Annotated in this window: 23 protein-coding genes; 13 read left to right on the forward strand and 10 right to left on the reverse strand. The window is 56.7% G+C overall.

Annotated elements, in window-relative coordinates:
- Positions 1 to 310: 310 nt before the first annotated feature.
- Positions 311 to 1669, reverse strand: a complete 1359-nt coding sequence (gene hflX / locus AB6729_RS16930; protein WP_371082987.1) for a GTPase HflX — start codon at positions 1667 to 1669, stop codon at positions 311 to 313.
- A 191-nt stretch (positions 1670 to 1860) separates the two neighbouring features.
- Entirely contained in the window at positions 1861 to 2178 is a 318-nt protein-coding gene (hfq, locus tag AB6729_RS16935; RefSeq protein ID WP_371082837.1) for an RNA chaperone Hfq, read from the reverse strand.
- 338 nt (positions 2179 to 2516) lie between these two features.
- Between hfq and AB6729_RS16940 the strand changes: the two genes are divergently transcribed.
- From AB6729_RS16940 to AB6729_RS16970, 7 genes are all read left to right on the forward strand, one after another.
- On the forward strand, positions 2517 to 3668 hold the full coding sequence (locus AB6729_RS16940) for a DegT/DnrJ/EryC1/StrS family aminotransferase (protein ID WP_371082838.1): 1152 nt from the start codon (positions 2517 to 2519) through the stop codon (positions 3666 to 3668).
- 191 nt (positions 3669 to 3859) lie between these two features.
- A complete protein-coding gene (locus tag AB6729_RS16945; protein WP_371082839.1) occupies positions 3860 to 4096 on the forward strand; it encodes an acyl carrier protein in 237 nt (78 codons plus the stop codon).
- A complete protein-coding gene (locus tag AB6729_RS16950) occupies positions 4093 to 5295 on the forward strand; it encodes an acyl-CoA dehydrogenase family protein (protein ID WP_371082840.1) in 1203 nt (400 codons plus the stop codon). Before AB6729_RS16945 ends, AB6729_RS16950 begins: the two co-directional genes overlap by 4 nt.
- A gap of 12 nt (positions 5296 to 5307) precedes the next feature.
- Positions 5308 to 6213 (forward strand): amino acid--[acyl-carrier-protein] ligase, encoded by a 906-nt coding sequence (locus tag AB6729_RS16955; RefSeq protein WP_371082841.1) that lies wholly within the window; start codon positions 5308 to 5310, stop codon positions 6211 to 6213.
- Between the two features lie 155 nt (positions 6214 to 6368).
- A complete protein-coding gene (locus tag AB6729_RS16960; protein ID WP_371082988.1) occupies positions 6369 to 8030 on the forward strand; it encodes a serine aminopeptidase domain-containing protein in 1662 nt (553 codons plus the stop codon).
- A gap of 53 nt (positions 8031 to 8083) precedes the next feature.
- Positions 8084 to 8917: a 3-deoxy-8-phosphooctulonate synthase gene (gene kdsA, locus AB6729_RS16965; protein ID WP_371082842.1), complete on the forward strand. Its 834-nt coding sequence runs from the start codon at positions 8084 to 8086 to the stop codon at positions 8915 to 8917.
- Positions 8914 to 9879, forward strand: a complete 966-nt coding sequence (locus AB6729_RS16970) for an SIS domain-containing protein (RefSeq protein ID WP_371082843.1) — start codon at positions 8914 to 8916, stop codon at positions 9877 to 9879. The genes kdsA and AB6729_RS16970 overlap by 4 nt, the downstream gene beginning before the upstream one ends.
- Here the strand turns inward: AB6729_RS16970 and add are convergent.
- The 3 genes from add to AB6729_RS16985 are packed head-to-tail and all read right to left on the reverse strand — an operon-like array spanning position 9876 to position 13501.
- Positions 9876 to 10892 carry an adenosine deaminase gene (add, locus tag AB6729_RS16975; RefSeq protein ID WP_371082844.1) on the reverse strand — a complete coding sequence of 339 codons (1017 nt, stop codon included), beginning with the start codon at positions 10890 to 10892 and terminating at the stop codon, positions 9876 to 9878. The genes AB6729_RS16970 and add overlap by 4 nt on opposite strands.
- Before the next feature lie 12 nt (positions 10893 to 10904).
- Positions 10905 to 12053 (reverse strand): acyltransferase family protein, encoded by a 1149-nt coding sequence (locus AB6729_RS16980; protein WP_371082845.1) that lies wholly within the window; start codon positions 12051 to 12053, stop codon positions 10905 to 10907.
- 2 nt (positions 12054 to 12055) lie between these two features.
- Complete coding sequence (locus tag AB6729_RS16985) at positions 12056 to 13501, reverse strand: amino acid permease (protein ID WP_371082989.1); 1446 nt, start codon at positions 13499 to 13501, stop codon at positions 12056 to 12058.
- On the opposite strand from AB6729_RS16985, the gene AB6729_RS16990 reads away from it, so the two are divergent.
- Positions 13382 to 13651, forward strand: coding sequence for a hypothetical protein (locus AB6729_RS16990; protein ID WP_371082846.1), 270 nt, complete (start codon positions 13382 to 13384; stop codon positions 13649 to 13651). The two genes, AB6729_RS16985 and AB6729_RS16990, sit on opposite strands and share 120 nt — an antisense overlap.
- A 28-nt stretch (positions 13652 to 13679) precedes the next feature.
- A complete protein-coding gene (locus tag AB6729_RS16995) occupies positions 13680 to 14807 on the forward strand; it encodes a glycoside hydrolase family 130 protein (protein ID WP_371082847.1) in 1128 nt (375 codons plus the stop codon).
- A 3-nt stretch (positions 14808 to 14810) separates the two neighbouring features.
- On the opposite strand, the gene AB6729_RS17000 is transcribed toward AB6729_RS16995, so the two are convergent.
- The 4 genes from AB6729_RS17000 to AB6729_RS17015 form a co-directional block, all read right to left on the reverse strand.
- Positions 14811 to 15296 carry an N-acetyltransferase family protein gene (locus AB6729_RS17000; RefSeq protein WP_371082848.1) on the reverse strand — a complete coding sequence of 162 codons (486 nt, stop codon included), beginning with the start codon at positions 15294 to 15296 and terminating at the stop codon, positions 14811 to 14813.
- A gap of 149 nt (positions 15297 to 15445) precedes the next feature.
- On the reverse strand, positions 15446 to 15598 hold the full coding sequence (locus AB6729_RS17005) for a hypothetical protein (protein WP_371082849.1): 153 nt from the start codon (positions 15596 to 15598) through the stop codon (positions 15446 to 15448).
- A 59-nt stretch (positions 15599 to 15657) separates the two neighbouring features.
- Positions 15658 to 18585: an ATP-dependent helicase gene (locus AB6729_RS17010; RefSeq protein ID WP_371082850.1), complete on the reverse strand. Its 2928-nt coding sequence runs from the start codon at positions 18583 to 18585 to the stop codon at positions 15658 to 15660.
- 61 nt (positions 18586 to 18646) lie between these two features.
- Positions 18647 to 19450, reverse strand: a complete 804-nt coding sequence (locus tag AB6729_RS17015; RefSeq protein WP_371082851.1) for a ribonuclease T — start codon at positions 19448 to 19450, stop codon at positions 18647 to 18649.
- A gap of 135 nt (positions 19451 to 19585) precedes the next feature.
- Between AB6729_RS17015 and AB6729_RS17020 the strand changes: the two genes are divergently transcribed.
- The 4 genes from AB6729_RS17020 (at position 19586) to AB6729_RS17035 (ending at position 22503) form a co-directional block, all read left to right on the forward strand.
- Positions 19586 to 19897: a hypothetical protein gene (locus AB6729_RS17020; protein WP_371082852.1), complete on the forward strand. Its 312-nt coding sequence runs from the start codon at positions 19586 to 19588 to the stop codon at positions 19895 to 19897.
- A gap of 414 nt (positions 19898 to 20311) precedes the next feature.
- Entirely contained in the window at positions 20312 to 20626 is a 315-nt protein-coding gene (locus AB6729_RS17025; RefSeq protein WP_371082853.1) for a hypothetical protein, read from the forward strand.
- 193 nt (positions 20627 to 20819) lie between these two features.
- Complete coding sequence (locus AB6729_RS17030) at positions 20820 to 21377, forward strand: TIGR00730 family Rossman fold protein (protein WP_371082854.1); 558 nt, start codon at positions 20820 to 20822, stop codon at positions 21375 to 21377.
- Positions 21378 to 21447: 70 nt separating this feature from the next.
- Complete coding sequence (locus AB6729_RS17035) at positions 21448 to 22503, forward strand: alkene reductase (protein ID WP_371082855.1); 1056 nt, start codon at positions 21448 to 21450, stop codon at positions 22501 to 22503.
- Between the two features lie 31 nt (positions 22504 to 22534).
- On the opposite strand, the gene AB6729_RS17040 is transcribed toward AB6729_RS17035, so the two are convergent.
- Positions 22535 to 23260: a hypothetical protein gene (locus tag AB6729_RS17040; protein ID WP_371082856.1), complete on the reverse strand. Its 726-nt coding sequence runs from the start codon at positions 23258 to 23260 to the stop codon at positions 22535 to 22537.
- Positions 23261 to 23289 lie beyond the last annotated feature (29 nt).

Raw genomic sequence — 23289 nt, forward strand, 5'->3', positions numbered from 1 at the left:
TGCGGTCTTGGCGGGAGGAGAGTTCGTCGGGATTCTTCGCTTTGCTCAGAATGACGGTCTTTCGACCGTTGGAGCTTCGCTCGGCGGGACGGATTTTTGGCCATTGGAGCTTCGCTCGGGGTCTTTCAACCGTTGAGCTTCGCTGGGTGATGGTCTTTGACTGTTTGAGCTTCACTGGTCGCGCTTTTAGCGCGATGGAGCAGCTTTGCTGCTCGGCCCAGGTTAGCTTCGCGAACCTGGGGCACACGGTTCTGCTTCCCGCGAATACGAGCTTCGCTGATGGCACCCGATTCTGTGGTTCAGTTACCCCTTACCGAGTAGAACTTTTCACGCGCGTCCGGATCCGTGGCCGCGCCTCGACCGGAGCGTTTTCTGGCAACTCGCCATGTTCCTGCACTATGTAGCGGCGATACCGCTGCAGCAGTGACGAAGGTCCACTCGCGGTAAACGTCACCAGGTTGCCTTCGTACTTCTTCTTCTCCAGGAAACATCCAGCTTCCAGCGCGGCCAGCGTTCGACCCTCGCGCTGCGGAATGCGGAAGGTCGCCGTCGCGGTTGGATCAACGGCTTCCGTGCCGCCAATGCGTTCCTCAATCGCCGCAATCAACGCATCCAGACCGTCACCCGAATGCGCGGAGACGGCAATCGTATGGGCTGCCGGGAGCCGCTGCAGGTCAATTCGATCGTCCGCAGGCAACAGGTCGATCTTGTTCAGTACCTGGATCGTCGGCGTGCGCGACACTTCCAGTTCCGCCAGTACCTTCTCCACCTGCATCTTCTGCTCATCCAGATTGGGTGAAGCGGCATCGCGCACATGCAACAGCAACTCCGCGCGTTCCACCTCTTCCAGCGTGGCGCGGAAGCTGGTCACCAGTGCATGCGGCAGGTTGCGGATGAAGCCTACGGTATCGCTCAGCAGCACCTTGCGCCGCGATGGCAGGTTCAGGTGCCGCAGCTTGGGGTCCAGCGTGGCAAACATCCTCGACGATTCCAGCACGTCTGCCTCTGTCAGCCGGTTGAACAGTGTGCTCTTACCCGCGTTGGTGTAACCGACCAGCGCAACCGTGGGAACAGGCACAGCCTCACGCCGCTGTCGCTGTTGCCGCCGGCTGCGGCGGACGTTCTCCAGCTGCTCCTTCAGCCGATCCACACGCGCGCGGATGCGGCGGCGGTCAGTCTCCAGCTTGGTCTCGCCCGGTCCGCGTGTACCGATACCGCCGCCAAGCTGGCTCATCGCCTTGCCTCGTCCCGCCAGTCGCGGCAACTGGTACTCCAACTGTGCCAGTTCTACCTGCAGATGGCCTTCGCGTGTACGTGCATGGCGGGCAAAGATATCCAGGATGAGTTGTGTCCGGTCGATCACGCGGCACGGAAGTGCTCGATCCAGGTTGCGGAGCTGTGATGGTGTCAGGTCATGGTCGAACAGCACCAGGTTGGCGCCGGAACTGGCTATGACCGCCTCCAGCTCCTCCACCTTGCCCGGCCCAATCAGCGTAGCTGGATCGGGCCTGGAGCGCCGCTGGATCACGGTGGCGGCAATCTCCGCGCCAGCAGAGGTTGCCAGCTCCTGAAACTCCGCCAGAGCGGCGTCGAAGTCCATCTCCGCGACGGACTCCAGCGGCGAGTCTTCCTCGCCATCATGCAGAGAGGCTGCGGCACGGGCCTGCATGGCCGTCGAGGACAGCCGTCGCCGTTCGCCGGTAATCTCCACGGCCACCAGCACAGCGCGTTCCTGCTGTGTCTCGGTTGCATGGCCGGTACGGGGACGGGCGTGCGCCTCCGCGGCCTCTTCCAGCCGTGTGCGTCCGCCTGTGCCCGTCGTATGGGTATGTGCTTGGGTCAGCGAGTCCGTCCCGGCTCTCAGGAGCCTACGGTTCCGCCCATGGCGGCCGCGCCTTCCGCAGGGGCATGCTCACCCCTTGATACCGGGGTATGTGTTCCGTGAGGGCGTTCCGGATGACTACCCGTCCCCCGGGTAGACACTACGGTAGAAATCGCATGTTTGAAAATCAACTGCTCCTGCGCGTTGTTTTCGAGCAGGACCGAGTATTTATCAAACGAACGAATCTTGCCCGTCAGCTTGACGCCGCTAACCAGATAAATGGTTACTGCGCTCTTGTCTTTGCGAACCGTGTTCAGGAAGGTGTCCTGAATATTCTGTGCCGGCTTGGAATCCATGCTTTGCCGATCTCCTCTTGCGCTTCCGAACAGCGCTGTTATGGAACTGCCTCAAACAAAAACCGCCAACGCTGGAAACCAGCACTTTCGGTTGAGTACCAGGGGCCTTCGTCCCTAAGACAAAAAACAATACGGGTGAACCCATGGTCGTGGCAAGTGAAAAGCGCACGGGCACACCAGCAACTGCTTTGCGGTCATTTTAGACCGTAGGGCTTCCCGGCGAAGCCGTCGAGAACTCCCTCGCATTTAGGACGCACGAGGATACGGAATTGTTCCTAACCCTGTTCGATTTTCGGCGCGAAAGGCATAATGCTGTCGCTTCGCCTAACATGGAACTGATGTCGCACCCTCTTTTGCCGCCCGTTCCGATTCTCGACCTCAGCCGTCAATACTCTGCTGTGGGGGCGGAAATCGGCGCGGCCGTGGCGGATGTCTGTTCCGCTGGCCGCTTCGTTCTTGGGAAAGAAGTCGTCGAGCTGGAACGTCAGATCGCAGCCGCAACCACTGCGACCGAGGCGGTGGGATGCGCCAGCGGGACAGACGCACTCTGGTTAGCCATGGCCGCGTTGGGGATCGGAAAAGGCGATGCTGTGGTGACCACGCCCTTCTCCTTCTTCGCAACGGTCAGCAGCATTCTGCGTGTAGAGGCAAAGCCGATACTGGCAGACATTGACCCCGTGACGTTCAACCTGAACCCGGTGGCCGTTGCAGATGCAATTGCGCAACACGAAGATGTGCGCGCTGTGATGCCGGTACACCTCTACGGACAGTGCGCCGATTGGGAAAGCTTTGATCGCATGGCGGCAGAGAATGATCTGCTGCTGATCGAGGATGCGGCACAGGCCTTTGGAGCCGATTGGAATGGAACTCCTGCAGGCGCGCTTGGGCATGCGGCGGCGTTTTCGTTCTATCCGACAAAGAACCTCAGTGCATGGGGCGATGCGGGACTGACCACGTTCCGTTCCTCGACAATCGCGGAACGCGCGAAGGCATTGCGAGCGCATGGGATGCGGCGGCGCTACTACCACGATGAGGTGGGATGGAACTCGCGTCTGGATACGGTTCAGGCGGCTGTTCTGCTGGTGAAGATGAAGTACATTGCGCAGTGGAACGAGGATCGCAGGCAGGTAGCGGCGCGCTATCACGATCTGTTTCATGCGACGACTCTTTTAGGTGCGGTGGAAGATGGCGGCATCATATTGCCTGTGGTGGATGTGCGCGGCACGCACGTATGGCATCAGTATGTGATTCGCACGCCACGTCGTGATGAGCTGCGCGCGCATCTGTCTGCGCAGGGCATTGGCAGCGAGGTGTATTATCCCGTTCCGTTGCACATGCAGGATGCATTGAAGCATTTGGGATATCGCGAAGGCCAGTTTCCGGAAAGCGAGAAGGCCGCACGTGAAGTGCTTGCGCTGCCTATGTATCCCGAGCTTCGTGAAGATGAACAGGAACGTGTTGTAGAGGCTGTACAAAGTTTCTTTGCCTAAGTGGCCAATGCAACTCCCACGGAGTTACTGGAAGAAATTTGTGGCAACTACATGAATCAAGAGTTGTATCGCGCCAGAACGTGACAGGTAATGTCAAAATAAATAGAGCGTGCCGAGGGTATATCTTGCCACGCGTGAGTACTGTCTTCCCTTGAACGCGTACTGAAGATTTTCGACTGCCTGGAGTGTATGTGGAGGAGCGTCTCTGTTCCATCTTGAATGAAGTGGGTGGCCTGACAGTGGATGCTGGAACCCTGGGACCTACTGACAATCTTTTTGCGAAGGGCCTTACTTCCTTCTCAACCGTCACCGTCATGCTGGCGTTGGAAGAGGAGTTCGAAGTCTCCTTTCCTGACACACTGCTAACGCGTGAGACCTTCACCAGCATTACCTCTCTCTCCAATGCGATCCGAGGTTTGCAAGGATGAACCCTGCAAGCACGAGGGACACGACGTCTCTGTTTCAACATGCAGTGGAAGTCGCGGCAACGTATGCGGATGCAGTGGATCGCGAAGCACGTTTCCCGGCAGAGGCTATTGCTGCGCTACGTGATGCGGGTGCTCTGGGAGCACTGGTTCCGAAAGAACTGGGTGGCCTTGGTCTGTCGGTGAGCGAAGTGGCGTCGCAGTGCCAGCAGCTTGCCCAGGCGTGCGCGTCCACAGCGATGATTTATGCAATGCACCAGATCAAGGTGTCATGCCTGGTGAACCATGTGCTGGACCAGTCATGGCATCGCGAGTTTGTGCGGCGGATCGCGCAGGAGCGTTTTCTGCTTGCTTCCATCACCTCTGAGGTCGGTACGGGTGGCGACCAGCGCTCCAGTGTCTGTGCGGTGAAGGTGGAAGATGGTGCATTCACTCTGACGAAGAAGGCGACAACCGTTTCGTATGGTGCGTATGCAGATGTGTTCCTGGTGACATCACGCTCGCATGAGGACGCGCCGCCCTCAGACCAGGTAATGGTGACATGTCTGCGAAGCGACAGCGCACTGGAGATGACCAGCGGATGGGATGCTTTGGGAATGCGTGGCACCTGCAGCGCAGGATATGTGTTCCAAAGCAGCGGTATCGCAGACCAGGTGGCGCCTGTGCCGTTTGCCGATATTTCGGCGGATACCATGGTCCCGGTATCGCACCTGTTATGGAGTGCAGTGTGGACGGGGATTGCCGCAAACGCATTGACACGTGCGCGTGCCTTTCTGCGGGCGCAGGCAAGAAGACAGCCCGGTGGAACAACACCGGGAGCAGCCCGGTTGGTACATGCCACGGGCATGCTGGAGATGATGCAGGCGCGCATCCGCACGATGTTGACCAGCTTCGATGCCTGTAACGCGATGGGCAGCAACCGAGACGTGGTGAGTGCCGAAGAGGCAGGCTGGCCTGTGGGCATGGCGAGGGCAACGGCGCTGAATACGCTGAAGTTTGATGTCTCTACGATGTGTCATGAGGTGGTGCTTGAGGCGCTGCTGATCTGTGGCATGGCTGGTTATAAGAACGACACGGAATTCAGCGTGGGGCGGCACTTGCGCGATGTACTCTCCGCGCAACTGATGATCAGCAATGACCGCATTGCCGCTGGTGCGGGTGCGCTTCTGCTGGCACAACGAAATCAACTGGCAACGCTGTAAGGACGGAGCATCATGAGCGGCAAGGATTTTCGCACTCGCCTGGTGGAAGAAGGGATTCTGATTCCCGGTGGCGTGGACGGACTATGGGGACGGAGCGGTGTTTTCGAGCGCATATTTGACGGGCTGGATCGTGCCATTACGGACGCAGGTGCATTTGCACGTCCAGAGGTGATGCGCTTTCCTCCGGCCATGTCGCAGGCTGTGTTTGAAAAAAGCGGGTACATGAAAAACTTCCCGCACTTCGCCGGCACCATTCATTGTTTCTGCGGGGGCGATGCAGCGCATCATCAACTGTTGGGCAAGATGCAGCGCGGAGAAGAATGGAGAGAGCAGCAGCAGCCGTCAGACCTGGTTCTGACACCAGCCGCGTGCTATGCGGTCTATCCTGTCCTGGCACGGCGTGGTCCCATTGCCACCGGCGGCCATCTGGTGGATGTGCAGTCCTTCTGCTTCCGGCATGAACCCTCGCCAGAACCCACGCGGTTCCAGTTTTTCCGGATGCGTGAGTTTGTCAGCATCGGAACGCACGATGAGGTCATGGCATTTCGCCAGGACTGGATTGAGCGAGGCTCGGCATTTGCAACGTCACTTGGTTTACCGTTTGAAGTGGATGTCGCGAACGATCCGTTTTTTGGACGGGCCGGGAAACTTATGGCTGATAGCCAGCGTTCACAGAACCTGAAGTTTGAGCTGCTGGTGCCGGTGAACGATGATGCTGGACCCACCGCCTGCATCAGCTTTAACTACCACACAACATACTTCGGCGATATATGGGAGATGCGCACACCGGACGGTGCTCCCGCGCATACTGCCTGCTGCGCCTTTGGTATGGAACGTCTTGTATTGGCACTGCTGAAACATCACGGATTCGATATCGATTCGTGGCCATCCGCTGTACGCAATATCCTGCACCTCTGATTCACTTTTGTTGACTGCCATCTTCTCTTGATTGGAAACCCCCTGCTGTGAACCCGAACAGCCTGACAATAGCAACAACCCCTCTCTATTTTGGTGGTCGCTTCGGCTGGCTGCATAGGCCAAAGTCGCAGGACCAGCCCCCCGCATTTTGTGCCGTGGTTTGCTCTGCCTATGGGCAGGAAGAAATGTGCACCCACTATGGCGTAATGGGCCTTGCAGATGAGTTGGCGTTGGCTGGCGTGCCCACGCTTCGTTTTGACTATCTGGGCGCATGCAATAGCGACGACGGCGACGTCTGCCTGAGGGGATTTGTAGAGGACACGGTGCGAGCGGTCGAGTGTCTGCGACAGCATTGTGGGCCGCTTCCCGTTGTACTGGCAGGTGTGCGCCTTGGAGCGATGGTGGCGTTGTCTTCGTCTGGACGCGTAGCTGGTGTGGCAGGCGTTGTGCTGATGGCGCCGGTTCTCAGCGGTAGGACGTATATGCGAGAGGTTCGTGCCGCCGCCGCTGTATCACGGTTGGCAAGCCTCGATCCGCCGCCGCAGGCCGGTAGCGGAGAGGTTCTGAACACGAACGGATTTCACTGGTCCGCCATGTTGCAGGATGAGGTGAGCACCGCAGACCTGACGCATCTAACGGCTCTCCATGCTCCTTTGCTGGTACTACCTTCGCCACAGGATAGGCAATCTCCAAAAGTCGCGGAAAAGTGGGCTGCCACTGGAGCTCCCGTATCTGTTGTGCCGTTTGCGGAGTATGGCACATGGATGCAGGACCCTACGTTGCACAGCAATCCTGTGCAGGCATTTGCCGCCATTCGCAACTGGCTAAAGGAACTTCCCGCAGTGGAAGAAAAGGAACTGCATGGGACTCTGCCCGGCTCTACGCGGACGCTGCGTGGCGAAGGATTTATGGAGGAGCCCGTACGGTTTGGCCCTGACCAAAGCCTGTTTGGCATTCTGTGCCTTCCTGCCGATGGTAAGGCCGCCGAGGTTGCAGCGCTTCTGCTGCATGAGGGGAGCAGCTACACCATTGGCAATGGACGCGCCTATGTGAAGCTGGCCAGGACATTGGCACGACAGGGCATTGCGTCGTTGCGCATCGATCTGTCTGCCACCGGAGACAGCCCGGCCAGGAATACACGACATCCACATTACGATCTGGAACGCATTCCAGAGAGCGTCGCCGCGCTGGATCTGCTACAGCAGCGTGGCTTTCCCGTGGCGGTCGCCTTCGGCCAGTGTGCCGGAGCCTATACGGCCTACCAGGTTGTCCTGGCGGATGAACGGATCGTGGGTGGTGTGATCACAAACATCCAGAAGTTCACATGGCACTATGGGGATGACATTGCCGTTTCATTTCGTGACAACAAGCGTTCTCTGAAGGGCTATTGGCGTGCAATGCGTAGCAAAGGGGAATGGAAACGCGTACTGCGTGGCGACGCGGACATGAGCGGTATTGTCCGTGTGTTGCTGAAACGTGGATTCATGCAGGTCACACATCAGGTGAAGAGCCTTTTGCCACCTGCACCGGACTCTGAGATGGCAATCGTGCATGCGCAGATGCGTCGTCTGGCGCAGCGTGGAGTGCAACTCCATCTCCTCTTCAGTGACGATGACCCCGGCCTATCAGAGATGTGGATGCAGTTTGGCCGCAAGGCTCGACGGCTGAAGAACTTTGCTCCCATTCGCATGACGCTAGTAAAGCATGCGGATCATCATTTCAACGGAAGCGATGCCCGCGAACGGTTTTACGAACTGGCGTCGGTATGGATGAAAGAGGCCGTTGCGTCGCGGGCGGCGTCTATCGTGGTGCGGTAGCTGTTTCTGGTTGGGATGCGAGTCTCCCCGCACTGCTCTATTCTCATAGAGGAATGTTGAATAGGGTTGCAGTCAGAGACGTTACATTTTCCAACGCTTTGCCGCTCGCGTTGATCGCCGGGCCGTGCCAGATGGAAAGCCGCGCGCATGCTCTGGAAGTTGCCTCTGCGCTGAAAGAGATGGCAACACGTCTGGGCATTGGGCTGGTATACAAGTCCAGCTTTGATAAGGCGAACCGCACCAGCGCGAACGCGGCTCGTGGCATTGGGTTGGAAGCATCGCTGCCGATTTTTGCAGAGATCCGCGAAAGCCTCGGATTACCAACGCTGACGGATGTCCATGAATCATGGCAGTGCGCGGAAGTGGCGCAGGCCGTGGATGTATTGCAGATTCCAGCGTTCCTTTGTAGACAGACGGATCTGTTGCTGGCTGCCGCTGCTACCGGTAGAACGGTCAATGTGAAGAAGGGACAGTTTCTTTCCCCACAAGAGATGACACATGTGGTGGAGAAGTTGGCCGATGCAAAGGGCGGTGTACTGGTGACGGAGCGTGGCACCACATTTGGCTACAACACGTTGGTGACGGATATGCGTTCGTTGCCGGTGTTGGCACAGACGAATGCTCCGGTGATCTTTGATGCCACGCATTCCGTGCAGCAGCCGGGTGGATTGAACGGAGCAAGTGGTGGACAACGTGAGTTTGTTCCGGTACTGGCGCGAGCTGCTGTCGCTGTGGGTGTTGCCGGCGTGTTTATTGAAACGCATCCTGATCCTGACCATGCGCCCAGCGATGGGCCAAACATGATTGCTCTGAAAAATCTGCCGCAGTTGGTGGAAGACCTGATGGCGTTTGATCAGCTTGCAAAACAGCGTGTGCTGCGCGGATGAAGACTTCGCAACAAATTGCGATGGAGACAATAGCCTGCGAACTTCGCGGTCTTGAGTCGTTGCGTGAAGCGTTTGCCGGTCCGCTGGGTGATGCATTTGCGCATGCAGTGAATGTGATTGCCGATGCGCCCGGACGCGTGATTGTTACCGGCGTGGGGAAGAGTGGGCACATTGCGCGGAAGCTTGCGGCGACGCTTGCTTCCACAGGAAAGCCTGCGCACTTCGTTCATCCTTCGGATGCAAGTCACGGTGACCTGGGCATGATTCGCGAGAACGACGTGGTGTTTGCATTGTCATGGTCGGGTGAGTCGTCAGAATTATCGGATATCGTTTCGCATTCGCGAAGATTCAACGTGCCGTTGATCGTGAGCACGGGCAATGCTGAGAGCACGCTGGCGAAAGCGGCGGATGTGGTGTTGGCCTTGCCGCAATGCGAAGAAGCCTGTGTGGATTTGATGGCTCCCACGACGAGCACCACGATGCAACTGGCGTTGGGCGATGCGCTGGCCGCATCGTTAGTGAACAAAACGAACTTTTCCAGGGAAGACTTCCACGCATTGCATCCTGGTGGTCGTCTGGGGACACGGTTACTGCGTGTTCGTACGCTGATGCATGCCGGGGAGGAAGTCCCGTTGCTGCGGGAAGATGCTTCACTCTCCGATGCGATTGTGCGCATGACCAGCGGGCGCTTTGGCATTACCGGCGTGTTGAATGCGGAAGAAAAGCTGGTGGGTTCGATCACGGACGGCGATCTGCGCCGTGCGTTTTCGCACGGGTTTCATGATCGCCCCGCAAAGGATGTGATGGGTCGAACGCCCCGCGTCATTGCGCCAGACGAGTTTGCACATCGTGCGTTGGCGCGTATGAATGCCGAGTCGATTACAAGTCTGTTTGTCGTGGAAGAGGGAAGGGTCGTGGGCATTCTACATATCCACGATCTGCTGCGTGCCGGGCTCGTTTAGCGATAGCGTTCCACTTCGGCCAGTAGAGCGATCTTGCGTGCGGGCGGAAGGAAGCTGGCTTCCACAGAGTTTGCTGCCAGTTCGCGCATCTGCTCGTTGGTGAATTCGAACTCACGTTGCACGGTTTCGTACTCATCGAGCAGATTTGCGCCGAACATCGGTGGATCGTCGGAGTTGAGCGTAATCATCAGGCCACGCTCAAAATAGTGGCGCACCGGATGCGTGTCGATCGATTTACAACAGCCTGTGCGCAGATTGCTGGTGACGTTCAGTTCAAGCGGAATCTGTTTCTCTGCAAGAACGTCGAGTAATTCAGGATCATCCACTGCCGTCAACGCGTGGCCAATGCGTTCTGCGCCAATGTTGATCGCGCTCCAGATGCTTGTTGCAGGAACACTCTCACCCGCATGTACGGTCAGGTGTAGCCCGGTAGCCTTGGCTTCTGCGTAGAGATCTTTGAACTCTGCGGCAGGGCCACGTGCTTCGTCGCCGCCAATACCAATACCAATGATGCTGGGATATTTCTGTTTCAACTCTGCGGCTTTTGCAAATACCACGGCAGCTTCCTGAACGCCGAAGTGGCGGACGGCATCGAAGATCCAAAAGACAGTGGTGCCGAAGTCCTGTTCGGCAAGTTCGCGTCCACGTTCCACGGCGGCCATCATGTCTTCCACGGTGATCTGCTGCTTGAATCGCAGAAGTATGCCAACGGAGATGTAGACCTCGGCATGACGAACGCCCTGCTGGCTGAGGCGATGCACCATCTCGTAGGTGATCAGCTCGTAATCAGCCGGTGTTTGAATGCGTTCGCTTACGGCCTTGAAGGCCATCAGGAAGCCAACGAAATCTTCGTAGACATAGAGCTTTTCTGCGGCGCGAAGCGTTAGCGGTTCAGCATCATTGCGTTGCGACAAACGCACCAGGGTATCGGGCACGATGGTGCCTTCCAGATGTAGATGCAACTCGCATTTGGGGAGACCGCTTAGCCATTCGCGTTGAGAAAGAATTGCCATCACATCAGTATTTCATTCTGGCGAGGGCGTGGCGATGGCCAAGGGTGGCTCTTTGACAGCAGGCACCCCAGCAGCGGAATCCACCAGGCGAGGGAAGAACTTGTCTCGGAGTGCCAATGTCGGGAATTCAATCAGCCGGGTCATAAGTATCCCGACCAATATGCCCGCAATGGGAGCAAGGATGCGGTTCGCTGCGGCTTCGTGCGCTGGCCAAAAACGATGTGTCAGCGAATAGATGGACGTTGAGGTGGAGACGTGCCAGAGATAAATACCGTACGAATAGACGCCGATCCAGGCGACCGCGCGATAAAGCCAGGAGTGGCGATGGCCGGGGCGGTAGAGCAATAGAAAAAGCGCAACACCACTCAAATCAGCAAGAAGAGTCCATAGGGGTGGTGCCCATGCCTGATGTATTGAAAGGCGGAAAAAGAGAAGCGTGAGACTGATGACCGCGATCCAGAGTGGACGCATATTCTGCACACGGGAGAAGGTTTTCGGTGCGAAGTGAAAAAGCATCGCAAGGAGAACACCGAAAAGAATGCCGTGAAGCCGGGTGAATGTGAATGTGTAGCTATCCACATGGTAGACGCAGGAAATCCAAAAACTACGACCAATTGTGAATGCCGCCAATGCCGCCACGATGCAGAAGACAGTGCGCCACTGCAACTTGAATGATGCGGCAAGGAAGAGCAGAGTCATCAGCAGAAGATAGGCGTGTTCCTCAACAGCGAGTGTCCATGTATGGGCGATGCCACCCATGTAGTTCTGAATGTTAAGGAAGTTACCCAAGAGAAACCGGAACGTATGACGACCGGTTAGAAGACTTGCAATCAGAAAGATGTAGTACTGCGGCCAGATCTTCAGGCCACGGCGCACGAGGAAACGCTTGATATTGATGTTTCCGCGAACCTTCCATTCTTTGAGCAGCAAACCGCCCACAAGAAATCCGCTGAGTACAAAAAATATATCGACGCCCGCTGTACCGAAGGCAGGCCACCCCAAGCGCAGAAAAGGCCAGAAGAGTATGTAGGACGAGTGGAAGTCAACCACCATGAGGATCGCGATTCCTCGAATGAAGTCCAATTCGATTTCACGCCGCTGTGGCTTTGTTTCTGGACGCAAAGAAACTGATTCTTCTGGAATCACTGGGCTGTGCTTCATGCTTATCCCTGCAAGCGCGCAAATTCGCTGCGCTTACGGCTGTAGAAGAAGTAGACAAACAGGCCGATGACGAGCCAGATGAAGAAGCGTTCCCAGGTGCGAATGGGAAGTCCGCTCATCAGTAGGATGCAGAAGAGCACGCTGAGTGTTGGAATCACGGGGCCGCCCGGGACGCGAAATCCGCGATAACGCTCCGGCTGACGACGACGCAGAACGATTACGCCAATACTGACCAGAACAAAGGCGAAGAGCGTGCCGATATTCGAGAGTTCAGCGAGTGTACCTACGTCAAACAATCCCGCAGGAATTGCGACGAGGATGCCTGCCACCCATGTTGCAAAGGCGGGTGTGCGGTAGCGAGGGTGCACCCTGGAGAAGATGTCCGGCAGCAGACGATCGCGGCTCATGGCGAACCATACGCGTGCCTGTCCTAACTGGAAGACCAGTATGGACGAGATCATACCGACCAGTGCGCCGAGGAGAACGATCAGTCGCACGATGTGCAGTTTGGTGGAGTGCGTATCTGTGCTCAGACGCTTCAGCGCATTCACTACCGGTGCAGCATCGCCCGCGACAGAGAACCACGGCACCATGCCGGTAAGAACAAGCGCGACGCCGATGTACAGAATTGTGCAGACGATAAGCGTGGCGATGATGCCGATGGGTACGTCGCGCTGTGGCTGTTTGCATTCTTCGCTGGCCGTGGAGACCGAATCAAAACCAATGTAGGTGAAGAAGATGATCGATCCACCGGCAAGCACACCGGGCCAGCCGTTCGGCGAGAACGGATGATAGTTACCGGGATGGATGAAGCTGATACCCGCAAAGATGAAGATGAGGATGGCTGCAATCTTCACCAGCACCATGATGTTGTTGGTTTTGGCCGATTCACGGATGCCGCGTACCAGGATCATCGTGAGGATGATGACGATGAGGAACGCAGGGATGTTGAAACCGAAGTGCCAGCCGGACTTGTAGATGTCGTGGCCCTGCAGGTCCTGCAGGCCGAGCGGAAGATAGGCGGGGGAAAGCCACTTCGGATGGAAGTGAAAGCCCATCCAGTCCATAAGATCAACCACGTGCGCTGCGAAGCCCACACTGACGCTCATGTTGGAGAAGGCGTATTCCAGGATGAGGTCCCAGCCGATGATCCACGCAATCAATTCGCCCAGCGTGGCATAGGTATAGGTGTAGGCCGATCCGGCGATGGGGATCATGCTCGAAAGCTCGGCATAACAAAGGCCTGTGAAGGCGCAGACGATGGCCACCAGGATCATCGAAATGGCCAACGCCGGACCGGCACCGGGGCGCCCGGAAACTGCGCCGTGATGCAGTACGAAATCGATGACAGGAGAATCCCAGAAGGTGGCCGTGGTGGCGGGATTCCCCGCGATAGCGGTGCCGATGACGGTGAAGATGCCGCTGCCGATGACGGCGCCAATGCCCAGCGCAGTGAGCGAAACGGGCCCCAGCGTTTTTTTCAGCGCTGTTTCCGGGCGCTCCGATTCGTCGATGAGTTTATCGATGGACTTCGTGGCAAAGATTTGTCGGGGCAGGGTGGTGTCTCTCGGCTGAATTTACGGTGGTTGCAGGTGTAGTTTAGCGTGTTGCTGGCGGAGATTCGCAATGGGAATCCGCTGCGGAGGCAGTGTGCGTTTGGGGTTGGCGGCAGGTGTCGCGGTATTTTTCGGTTTGGGAGCGGCTGCGGTAGCACAGTCTCCGTTTGGAACATGGACGCGACCGGTGGATCAGCCAGTGATTCGTCCGGTCAAGGACTCTACGTTTGCCGACCCAATTACCGGGAAAATGGTGCATTGGCAGGCCCTGCACACCTTCAACCCCGCGGCCATTGTGCGCAATGGCAAGGTATATGTCCTTTATCGTGCGGAAGATGACTCTGGATCGAGGATGATCGGCGGCCACGTTTCGCGGCTTGGTCTGGCGGTGAGCAATGACGGTATCCATTTTCAGCAGATGCCGGAGCCGGTGCTGTTTCCCGCGAAAGACACACAGGAAGATCGAGAGTCGCCCGGTGGCGTGGAGGACCCGCGCATCGTGGAATCACCCGACGGAACCTACGTGTTGACGTACACACAGTGGTCGCGGAAGCTCGACCGATATTCGGTCGGTATCGCCACGTCACGCGATCTGACGCACTGGCAGAAGCAGGGGCCGGCGTTTCTGGGGGCGTATAGCGGGCGGTATGACACGTACAAATACAAGTCAGCCGCGATCCTGACCGAGCGCAAAGGCGACAAGCTGGTTGCCACCAAAGTAAAGGGCACGTACTGGATGTTCTGGGGTGATCTGGGCATACGGATGGCGACTTCCGATGATTTGATTCACTGGACGCCGGTGGAATCGTCTCCGGGCGAGGTAAAGGTCGTCCTGAAGCCGAGGCCGGGACTGCCGGACAGCGATTTTCCTGAAGCCGGACCGCCGCCGGTGCTGACGAAGCAAGGCATTGTGATGCTCTACAACGGCAAGAACAAGGATGGTGAAGGCCGCGATCCGAAACTGAAGGCCGGAACCTATGCCGTGCTGCAGGCGGTGCTGTCCGCGGACAATCCAGAGAAGATTCTGGAGCGGGGCGATGCACCGGTGTTTCAACCGCAATTACCGTTTGAACAGAGCGGCCAGTATGCCGCGGGAACCACGTTCTCTGAAGGGTTGGTGTTTTTCAAGGGCAAGTGGTGGATGTACTACGGCTGCGCGGACTCGTTTGTTGGCGTGGCGACGGCAGTCGTCAGGTAAGAGCTATAGCAGCAATTGCCAATAACCTACGTCGATCCATCTATTTTGCTTCCACCCAACCTGATGAAAATGCGCGACCTTTTGAAAGCCGAACTTTTCACTGAGGGCAATGCTTGCCGGGTTCGGAAGAGCGATGCCGCCCATGACGCAATGAACGCCTCTTGCGCGTAGTTCATCGAGTAATGCGGCATACAGCCTGCTGCCAACCCCGGCTCCAATTCGTTGCGGATGAAGATAGATGCTGCTCTCCACGGAGAACCTGTACGCGGAGCGTTCCCGCCAGGGAGAGGCGTAAGCGTAACCAAGAACCTGATCGTTTACCTCGGCAACCAGCCAGGGGAGCCCTGCTTGCTGAATCTTTGCGATCCTTTGCCGGATGGTGGCAAAGTCCACGGGACTTTCCTCGAAAGTGGTCATGGTCTCAAGGATGAAGTGGTTATAGACATCACAGATTGCCGAAATGTCACTCTCCTGAACGCTCCGGATCATCGAAGCTGCCTCCTGTGAATTTCAGATCGCCCGGGCGGGCAATGCGATCCATATGAGGGGTGCTGCAGCAACTGTCTTCATGGAACGCTCCTGACAAAAGAAAGCCCTGCAGCTATCGCAGGGCTTTCTCGCAGGTTATGTGCTTCGAACTAGCGCTTGGACTGGCCCTTGCTCAGCGACTTCATCTTTTTCTTGTTGCTGCCGCGGGGTTCGGTGCGAGCGACCTTGGGGGCTGCGTTCTTGCGTGCGGTGCGCTTTGCGGTCTTACGCTCGTCGTGGGACAGTGCCTTGGTATTTGCCATTGCTTTTGATTTCTTCCTGACTATTTAAAAATTTCGCCGGCGATGCGCCTGCGTGGCGCTTAGAGCTTTTCAAGCTGGGCGAACTTCTCCACCAGCTTCTTCACGCCGTGCTGTCGAAATTCTACCGTAATCTTGGCGTCGGAACCCGAACCTTCTCGCGATACCACCCTGCCTTCGCCATATTTTGGGTGCCGGACGCCTGTGCCGCGGCTTAATTCGGTGGATCCGGTGGATTCCGGGATATCCATCTTCGGGCGCGATCCACCGCCAAACTTCCCAGATCCGCCGAAGAAACTGGCAATGTTGTCGATGCTGTTGGGGTTTGCGGGCTTCTTGTGAGCACCAAATTGCAGGCCGTAGTTGCTTTTTGGCTTCTGAGGGGGCGTGGCGCCGGTCTGGTCCTCGTCCTCGTAACTGTAGTGGCGTTCGCCAGAGTCGTCGTCGCCACGTTTCTTGCCCCAGCGATTGCCACCGTAACGGTTGCCGCCGTATTCGCTGCGGAAGGCCGGGCGGTCCTCAGGCGAGCCGAGGTCTTCTACCAGGCGTGAAGGAATCTCTTCCAGGAACCGCGAGCCCACGCTGGCATCCGGCATATCCGAGCCGTAGCGCCGACGATACCGTGCACGGGTAAGAACCAGCGTGTCCATCGCTCGTGTCATGCCCACGTAGCAGAGACGGCGTTCTTCTTCCAGGCCATTCGGATCCTGCAGCGTGCGCGAAGAAGGGAACAGACCTTCTTCCATGCCGCAGAGGAAGACCAGTGGGAATTCCAGGCCCTTGGATGCATGCAGCGTCATCAGCGTGACACGCGCGTCCATGTTGATGCTGTCGGCGTCGCTGACAAGCGCAGCGTGGTCCAGGAAGTCAGCAAGCGTTTCGCCACGTTCCTGCGCATCCTGCGCAGCGTTGGCAAGTTCCTTCAGGTTTTCAATGCGGCTGAAGGATTCTGGTGTGCCTTCGTTTTCAAGCTGTTTGATGTAGCCGCTGCGATCGTTCAGGAATTTAATCAACTCTGGCAGCGTGGCCGGATCGCCGGGCGCACGGAAACCATCGATGCGAGTGCTGGTTTCAATCGGTGCAACAGGCGACGATTCAACGACCGGAGCAGCCTTCTCGCGAAGCTCCGCAAACATATCCTGGGTGGTCCGCTTGTTCTTCTTGGCGGCCTGTTGCTTGTTTGCCTCAAACGGATTGAATGAAACCGACTGTTTCGGAGTATCGAAGAGTGACGGCGTGGCGTCGCTGCCATCGAACGAGAAGTTGAAACCGGTATCGCCACTTTCGCTGTCGGCACTCGCAGCCAGAGCGAGAGGCTCTTCTTCCGTGTAGCCGAAGTCGAAGCTGGCATCTTCGATGTGCGCATTCTCAGGCGCAATGGTACTGCGCTCTTCGCTGGGACCAAAGTCGAAGCCAAAATTGAAGCTGGTGTCGAACGATGTATCTTCGCTCGCATCACTTTCGGTGGATGCGTTTTCTTCTGCGCCGACGAACTCTGTTTCTGTTGCAAGGCCTGCATCGGCAGCGAGTACTTCTCCGAAGTTCTCACCGAGCATGGCGCGCGCATCTTTGATGAGTTGTTGAAAACCCTTCAGCGCGGTGAGTGCACGCGCGGGTAGAAGCTGCTGTTCGTGTGCGCGGTCAATCGCTTCCCACGTGCTCATACCCGTGGTCAACGCAATGCGCTCCAGCGTTTCCATCGTTGTTTTGCCGATGCCGCGTGGTGGTGAATTGACGACGCGGTTGAGTGCGATCGAATCGTTCGGGTTCTGCACCAGCTTCAGGTAGCTGAGCAGGTCCTTCACTTCCGCACGATCGTAGAAGCTGAAGCCACCGACCATGTGGTACTGGATGTTGTAACGGCGCAGCGATTCTTCTACCAGTCGCGATTGCGAATTGGTGCGATACAGCACCGCACACTTTGGTGTATCGCCTGCTTGCGTGGTTTCGCGGATGTAAGTGGCGATGCGATCCGCAATGAACAACGCTTCATTCTCGCCATCGGGTGCTTCGTAATAGCCGATAAGCGAGCCGCCTTCGCGCGTGGTGAATAGCTCTTTGCCCTTGCGCTGCGTGTTGTTGCGGACAACTGCTCCCGCGCCTTCGAGAATGATCTGCGTGGAGCGGTAGTTCTGTTCCAGGCGAATGATTTTCGTGTTTTCGAAGTCTTTCTCGAAGTCGAGAATGTTCTTGATGTCTGCGCCGCGCCAACTATAGATGGACTGATCTTCATCGCCCACCACGCAGACGTTGCCATGTTTGCCGCTGAGCAATCGCATCAACTCGTACTGAGGGCGATTGGTGTCCTGATACTCGTCAATGAGTAGATAGCGATATTTGCGCTGATAACGTTCGCGGACTTCCTGACTGGTCTTCAGCAGGCGCACAGTCTCCAGCAGGAGATCGTCGAAATCCATCGCGTTGTTCTTGTTCAACTCATCTTTGTAGATTTTGAAGATGTGTGCGATGCGCTCTTCCAGCGGGTTAGTCGATGCCAGGAAGTATTCCTGTGGATCGATCATGTGGTTCTTCGCCCACGAAATGCGTCCCAGTGCGACGCGCGGCTTCAACTGTTTGTCATCCACCCCAAGGCGCTTCAGTGCCTGCTTCACAATGGCCTGCTGATCGGATTCGTCGTAGATGGCGAAGCTCTTCGTCAGCCCCACACCATTCACACGGAGTGCTTCGATGTCGCGACGCAGCGTGCGCACGCAAAGCGAGTGGAACGTGGAGATCAATGGCTTTGCCAGCGACGAGTGGCCAATAAGGCCGTCCACGCGCTCCGCCATCTCTTTCGCCGCCTTGTTCGTAAAGGTAACGGCAAGGATGGAGTCGGCAGGCACGCCTTTGTCTTCGATCAGGTGCGCAATACGATGCGTGATGACACGCGTCTTACCAGAGCCAGCACCGGCGAGCAGAAGGACAGGGCCGTCTATCGTCAGCACGCCTTCCTGCTGCTGCGGATTCATCTTTTCCAGGAAACGCGACACGATACGAGAGGACTCCAGACCTCTTCATTTTATCGTGTCTACCTGCTGTGGATGAAGAGCGCTACTGGACGATGCCACCGTTGTTCTGTGGAATGATTTTCACGCTGTTCGCGCGGCAGGCACGCAGGCTCTGGCAGGCAATGGCGTGGATGTCTTTGTCAAAGCACGCCTCGATGGCCGTGAGTTGGTTGTTGCCGCAGGAGAGGTTAAAGCTGCCCTGTGGGAATGTCGGGTTCGCTTTGTAGAACAGTGTGAGGATCTGCGCCGGCGTCATCTGCGCCTGGTGGTCCAGAGACTGGAAGAACTCTGGAATGGTAACCGATGTATAAGCCTGGCGAGCTGTGCCGAAGAAGCCTTCCGGTGACAAAGTGGTACAGGTGCCGTGCTTATTCCATTCATGCTTCAGCAGCGAGAGGTTCGGCGTCATGTCCAGATTGCGTTCGGGGTTCCGAGGGCCGGGGCGATATGCACAGGAGGAAGGATACGTTCCGTTAAAGTTCTGCGGCCACAATCCGTGAAGCACAAATGCATGTGGCGCGGAACACTCCATATCTTTTCCCGCGCTATCCCGCTCATTAGGACTTAGCGTCTTCATGTTGTCGCAGAAGGCAGGCGCCCACGACAAATTCAATACGTAGTAATCAAACTGGCCCGGCGCTGATTTGATCTCTTGTGCTGAAGCTCGTGGTGTTATGTGTCCAAGAACGGACGCTGCAATTACAAAAGCGGACAGTAAGTAGGAACGTCGCATCGGCTTCTCCGTAAATTGAGAGTAAACGTATGCGTGTATGACGGTTCTGTAAATCTTCGAATCCTTAGGAATGGCGCGTGTTTTGTGGTGCGGTGGTTGCTGATCAAGAGACATCGAAGCATTGCTAAAACTTTTTTGAAAAAAGTATGGAACGGAAGCATTCGTGCCACGTATCAGTCAGTGCGCGAACGATGTTCAACTTGCAAGGGAACTTCGCCAGCCTTAACGCATCATTCAGGAGAAGTCACCATGATCCGTCGTACCGTTTCCGCAATCGTCCTCGCCGCCTGCACCTTTGCACCGGTTGCATCCCATGCATTTCCTCTCTTTGGCAAGAACGATAGCGCTCAGGCCAAGGTAAAGATGGTGAAACTGACGCTGAAGAATAAGAGTGCTGCGCCGATGGAAGTGCTTATCGAAGACAAGAGCGTGACACTGGCCGCGAATGGCGGCGAGTATGCACTGAACGCTCCGGAAGGAACCAAGGTCTATGGAGCGGATAAGAGTGTGAAGGTTACCGTCACGCGTGACCTTGCAGGCACGGTCTGCTCTTTCCGCTAAAGCATTCACAACACATTTTTCAAACAGGTTCGATTCGAGGGCAGCGGCTGCCCTCGAATTGCTCTCCCTTAGAAAACGCCGCGGTCGTGAGCTGGACGTGAGGAAATCCCTGCCTCACGTCCGTTTTTTGTGTCGCAGTATTTCCGGGGAAAGGTTAGTTTGGCTAACCAAAAAATAGAAATAAATCCACGGCCAAATAACACTTGTCAAGTTTTCAGGCAGTAAATGTCGGCTGCAGAATCAAAGGCACGCCGGTATTCGGAAACCATTCCAGAAAAAACCGTTAATACCTCATAAAAAACTACTTTTCCGGGTAACTTTTCTTAGTTGAAGAGCGTATAACTTCATGCGCGACGATGTTTCAATTGCAGTGGGACTTCGCTAGCAACACAAGTAGTACTTGGAGAAGTCAACATGAATAAGTTCAACACTGCTCTCGTCCTTGCCGCCTGTACTCTCGCACCACTGGCATCGCACGCCGCCGATAAGAAGACCGAAGACAACAATGCGAACATTGCACAGGCCAAGGGGCCCGTGGTGCATGTCACGCTGAAGAACCGCAGCGACGTATCCCAGGACCTAATGGTTCAGGGAAAGCCGGTGACGCTGGCAGCAAACGGCGAAGTGAAAGTCAACGTGCCTGCAGGCACCCAGATTCTGGGTACGGATGGAACCGTGAAACTGACGATCGTGAAGGAATACGATCACGCAACGGCTTCGTTCCGGTAAGAAGAAAGCAAAGAGCACGGGCCTGCTCCTGAAGGTCCATGGAATACCAACCTTCCCGCGACCAGCCATCAGAGACTGAGTTTGTGGGACTGACAATCACCAAAGGATGGACGTGGCGCACGCTGCAATCGCGCGCCACGTCCTTTTCTTTTTTGCAGAACCCGTCCTTCGTGGACGTTTATGCTCAGACAAGATGCGATTGAAAACATTGTGTGTCTTTTGCGCTTCAGCAAGCGGAGCGCGAGTGGAGTACAGGCAGGATGCTGAGGCATTGGGTATTGAACTGGCACGTCGGGGTATTGGCCTGGTTTATGGCGGCGCCAGCGTTGGCCTGATGGGCGTCGTGGCGAATGCCACGTTGCAAAACGGCGGTCGCTGCATTGGTGTGATCCCGCATGTCCTGGTGGATAAGGAAGTATCCAATCTCGGCCTGACAGAGCTGCATGTCGTGGATACGATGCATACGCGCAAAGCCCTGATGGGCGAGAAGTCGGAAGCGTTTCTTATCCTGCCCGGCGGCTATGGAACGATGGAAGAGTTGTTTGAAGTGCTGACGTGGCAAACATTGCGCCTGCATGCCAAACCCACGATTCTTCTGAACACTGCAGGGTTTTACGACCGCTTGCTGCAATTTCTGGATCATTGCGTCGAGGAAGGTGTGTTGAAATCTGCAGCAAGGGCGAATCTGATGGTTGCTACCACGGTAGAGGATGCGCTGGCGCAGATTGAGGCGGCGCTCGCGGCGGAGTGAATCCTGCAGGCGGTGAGTGCCATCGAAAGAAACGCAATCTTCCAACTGGGAAGATGGGAGCGTTTCATCGATGCCGACTCTATTTGATCCCATTCGCGTAGGCGATCTTGATCTGCCGAATCGTATTTTTATGGCGCCTTTGACGCGTCTGCGTGGGACGGTGAACCACGTTCCCCGTCCGGAACTGATGGCGGAGTATTATCGCCAGCGCGCTTCGGCCGGATTGATCATCAGCGAAGGAACGCCGGTCGATCCAAAGGGTGTGGGGTATCCACAGGTGCCCGGCATCTGGTCATCGGAGCAGGTGGAAGCGTGGAAGCCTATTGTGGAAGCGGTCCATCACGCAGGCGGTCGCATCTTTTCACAGATATGGCATGTGGGGCGTATTTCGCATTCTTCATACCTGGATGGCGAACCGCCAGTCGCGCCCAGCGCGATCGCGGCGGATGGCCATGTCAGTTTGGTGCGTCCCATCACTGCGTTTGAAACGCCTCGCGCATTAACGATTGGAGAAATCCACGACGTGGTGGAGCAGTTTGGACGCGCCGCGGAGAATGCAAAGGCCGCCGGTTTCGATGGAGTCGAGCTGCACGGCGCAAATGGTTACCTGCTGGATCAGTTCCTGCAAAGCGGCAGCAATACACGCCAGGATGAATATGGTGGCTCGATTGAGAATCGCGCGCGGTTAATGTTGCAGGCAACCGACGCTGCGATCGGTGTATTTGGTGCGGGACGTGTCGGTATGCACCTGGCTCCGCGAAGCGACTCGCATGGCATCAGCGACGCGAATGGGACCGAGACGTTTTCGTACGTGGCAACGGAGCTGGGGAAGCGGAAGATCGCGTTTCTGATGGCGCGTGAGCACGAAGCTGCGGATAGCCGTGGGCCGCTGTTGAAGAAGTTGTTTGGCGGCGTTTATGTGGCGAATGAAGGATTCACTCTTGAAAGCGCAAATGCCATCATCGCGCGTGGTGATGCGGATGCGGTGGGATTTGGCAAGGAATTTATCGCGAATCCTGATCTGCCGCGGCGTTTGAAAGAAGGTGTAGCACTCAATGCTCCCAACCCGGCGTCGTTTTATTCGCACGGACCTGAGGGATACACGGACTACCCAGCGCTTCCGTAAAGGGAGCGCAGGGTAGTCGTTGCCGGGGGCGTTAAAAGTGGCGCACGCTGCGGGGTGCGTCACTGTGCTCGTTGGCGCGGTCGATCGGAGTGGCTTTCTCCGCCGTGCGTTCCATGGAACGCGCCACAACGTCGCGAGAGCCAAGCCCGAAGGCCAGTGCCAGCGCCAGCACCATTCCGCCAAAGAGAATGCCGAAGCCGATTTCGACGATGCGGCCGCCAACATCAAGATGGTCCAGCACCATGGCTGCGGTGAAGATGAGCACCAGCCACTTCACGCCGAGAGACAGTGCGCGCGCGTAATTCAATCGCGCATTGACGGCGCTGATGAGGACGGAGCGAGAAAGATAACGGGCAAGAATGGTCCCCGCAATCAGGATGATCAGCGCTCCTACGGAGTGGGCAAGGTAAGGAAGGATGAACGGCGCAAGATCGCTCGTACCCGCGGCGTCATAGGCTGATACGCCGATGGCAAAGCCCAGCACAACGCACATCCAGAAGACAACGCGACTGATGAGCAACGAAGGGCTATGCGATGGCGCCCAGTCAGATACACCGGCGGAGTTGCGCTCTCCCACGCGGTCGTCAAAACGAAGACGCGTGAGCAGGGCACGGATGCCCCATGCCAGTGCGGCACCGATCAGCGCCAGCAGTATCACCGCCAGCAGTAGGGCCAGTACGCCAGGCAGAAAGACAGCCAGCTTGGTCAGCACGCGGCTGAAGGAATCCATGAGAGCATCTTTGACTTGCGAAAACATGATGGGAATCTCCTGTGTGTTCCTGACGT

Origin of the sequence: Terriglobus sp. RCC_193 (assembly GCF_041355105.1) — a bacterium.
GTDB lineage: Bacteria > Acidobacteriota > Terriglobia > Terriglobales > Acidobacteriaceae > Terriglobus.